At 72.0% G+C, this 2927-nt stretch carries 3 protein-coding genes; 2 read left to right on the top strand and 1 reads right to left on the bottom strand.

Annotated elements, in window-relative coordinates; all coding sequences use genetic code 11:
• Positions 1–203 precede the first annotated feature (203 nt).
• On the top strand, positions 204–1019 hold the full coding sequence (locus I4I78_RS31585; protein ID WP_218615172.1) for a 1-acyl-sn-glycerol-3-phosphate acyltransferase: 816 nt from the start codon (positions 204–206) through the stop codon (positions 1017–1019).
• 17 nt (positions 1020–1036) lie between these two features.
• On the opposite strand, the gene I4I78_RS31580 is transcribed toward I4I78_RS31585, so the two are convergent.
• Complete coding sequence (locus I4I78_RS31580; RefSeq protein WP_218615171.1) at positions 1037–2413, bottom strand: mycothione reductase; 1377 nt, start codon at positions 2411–2413, stop codon at positions 1037–1039.
• Between the two features lie 58 nt (positions 2414–2471).
• On the opposite strand from I4I78_RS31580, the gene I4I78_RS31575 reads away from it, so the two are divergent.
• Positions 2472–2927 (top strand): GNAT family N-acetyltransferase (locus tag I4I78_RS31575; RefSeq protein WP_218615170.1); only part of this gene is annotated, 456 nt, incomplete at its 3' end.

Here is a 2927-nt window from a genome sequence, read left to right as displayed (position 1 = left end):
CGGTGTTCGGACCACCGGCCGCCGTGCGGACGTCGACTGCGATGCAGGTCACACCGTCGACGCCGGTGTCCTGTGACACCGGGCCGATCTTCTCCCGGCCCGGTCGATCCGACCACCGGACATGAGCGACCATGTGAGGATCGACCTGTCCCTCGCGCGACCGCGGCGGACACCGGACCCCACGGGGGAGCGAGGAGCGGCAGATGGGCGTCCCGCCGGCGTTGACGGTGTGGCAGCGGATCCGGTTGACGGTGCGCCGCCGCCGTCGCGGGTCGGGCTTCTGGTTCGGTTTCGCGATCGAGGTGATCTGGCCGTTCGTGATGTGGGGCACCCGGCTGGGCTGGCGCGGCGGGGAGTACCTGCCGCGTACCGGCGGGGCGATGCTGGTGGCCAACCACGTGTCGTCCTCGGACCCGATCTTCGACGTGGCGTTCGGCATCTCGCACGGCCGGATGCCGCGGTTCATGGCCAAGAGCGAGCTGTGGTCGATCCCGGTGGTCAAGTGGGTGCTCGGCCGGGGCGGGCACATCCCGGTGTACCGGGCGTCCAAGCGGGCGACCGAGTCGTTCACCGGGGCGATCGACGCCCTGCAACGCGGCGAGATCGTCGCCGTCTACCCGGAGGGCACCTACACCGCGGACCCGACCGGCTGGCCGATGCGCCCGAAGAACGGTGTGGCCCGGATCGCGCTGCGCTCGGGCGCCCCGGTGATCCCGATGGCGAACTGGGGCAGCCAGAACGCCCTGCCCGCCGAGGGGCGCCCGCGGGTCTGGCCGAAGCAGACCGTGAGCGTGGTGCTCGGCCCTCCGGTGGACCTGTCCGAGTTCCGGGACAAGCCGCTGACCAGGACGAACCTCGACGCGGCCACTAAGAAGATCATGGACGAGGTCACGGTCCTGCTGGCCGACGTCCGCGGCGAGGCGCCCCCGGCCGTCCCCTTCGACCCGGACGCCGCACACACCGGCGCCGAGTCCCCCGGACAGGCGATCGAGGACCGGGCCGAGCGCCCCGCGAGCTGACCGACGCCGGAGAGGCGTCAGATGTCCAGGCCCAGGAGGGCGTTCTCGACGACCTCGGGCAGGGCCGGGTGGATCCAGTACTGGCCGGTGGCCATGGTGCGGGCGTCGAGGCCGAACTGCATGGCTTGGATCAGCGGCTGGATCAGCGTAGAGGCCTGCGGGCCGATCAGGTGCGCGCCCAGCAGCCGTCCGGTGCCCTTCTCGGCGATGATCTTGCAGAGGCCGGTGGTGTCCTCCATCGCCCAGCCGAACGCGACGTCGCCGAAGTCCTGCACCTTCGCCGTGTAGTCGAGGCCCTGGGCCCGGCACTCCTGCTCGGTCAATCCGACCGAGGCGATCTGCGGGTCGGTGAACACCGCGGCCGGGACGTACCGGTGGTCGATCTCGCGCAGTGCGTCCGGGTTCGCCAGGTTGTGCCCGACGACCTTGGCCTCGGCGTTCGCGACGTGCTTGAGCTGGTGCGGCGAGCTGACGTCGCCCAGGGCCCACACGCCCTCGGCCGAGGTGCGCTGCGCCGGGTCGGCGACGATCCGGCCGTCCGGGTGGGTGTCGACGCCGGCGGCGGGCAGGTTCATCCGGTCGCCGTTGGGCAGGCGACCGGCCGCGACGAGCAGCGTGTCCCCGGTGACCTCGGTGCCGTCGTCGAGGGTGATGCGGAAGTCGTCGCCGGTGCCGGTGACGTCGGTGATCTCCCGCCCGAGGCGGCAGTCCCAGCGGGCGGAGGCGATCTCGGTGAAGCGCTCGGCGACCGTGGCGTCGAGGTGGCGCAGCAGCGTCGAGCTGCGCGCGATGACCGTGACCTTGCTACCGAGCGAGGAGAACACGTGCGCGAACTCGGAGGCGATGTAGCCGCCGCCGAGGATGACCAGGTGCTCGGGCAGCGCGTCCAGGCGCATCACGGTGTCCGAGGTCTCGTACGGCACCCCGGAGGCCACCACCTGCGGCGGCACGAACGGCCGGCTGCCCGCGGCGACGACGACCCGGTCGCCGGAGATCGCCTGCGTGCCCGAGCCGTCGGTGGGCTCGACCTGCAGCTCCCGCTCCCCGGTGAACGAGGCGTGCCCGAAGTAGACGGTCACGTTGGGGCTGCCGTTGACGCGGTAGTCCCGGCCGCCGTCGGAGATGGGGTCGATCCGGCCGAAGACCCGGTCCCGGATGTCGGTCCAGCGGACCTTGTCGATGCTCGCGTCGACGCCGTAGCGGCCCGCCCCGCGGACGATCTCGGCCACGTCGGAGGCGTAGACGTACATCTTGGTCGGGATGCAGCCGACGTTGAGACAGGTCCCCCCGAAGATCCCGTGCTCGACGAGCGCGATGTCGAGGTCGGCGAACCGTTCGTCGAGGAACGTGTTGCCGGAGCCGGTACCGATGACGACGAGATCGTGGTGACGCACCCGCGCGAGGCTAGCCGGTCGGTTCCGCCTCCCGCGGTCCCCGTGCTACCAACCTCGGGTGACTGTGGACACGAGGACCGCGACCCTGCGCCGGAGCTGGGCGCTCGACCTGGACGCACCGGACCTCTACGCGTTGCTGCGGCTGCGGGTCGAGGTGTTCGTGGTGGAGCAGGACTGCCCCTACCCCGAGCTCGACGGCCGTGACCTGGAGCCGCGCACGCGGCACTACTGGTTGACCGGGCCCCCCGTCGAGGAGGGCCCGGCGCCGGTGCTGGGCACGTTGCGCCTGCTCAAGGAGCCCGACGGCGGGTACCGGATCGGGCGGGTGTGCACCCGCGGCGACGCCCGGGGCCGCGGGCTGGGCGCGCAGCTGATGTCGGCGGCGCTGGCCGAGGTCGGGTCCGGGACCTGCGTGCTCGACGCGCAGGAGCAGCAGGTGCCCTTCTACGAGCGCTTCGGGTTCACCGCCACCGGGCCCTCGTTCCTCGAGGACGGGATCGCGCACGTGCCGATG

This window comes from Pseudonocardia sp. KRD291, assembly GCF_019263595.1.
Classification (GTDB): domain Bacteria; phylum Actinomycetota; class Actinomycetes; order Mycobacteriales; family Pseudonocardiaceae; genus Pseudonocardia.
Note: the sequence above shows the minus strand (reverse complement) of the source record. Positions and strands in the feature narration are given on the sequence as shown.

What these genes read in the sequence shown, in the direction of transcription:
- I4I78_RS31585 (WP_218615172.1), top strand. Translation starts at nt 204, where the DNA reads ATGGGCGTCCCGCCGGCGTTGACGGTGTGGCAGCGGATCCGGTTGACG.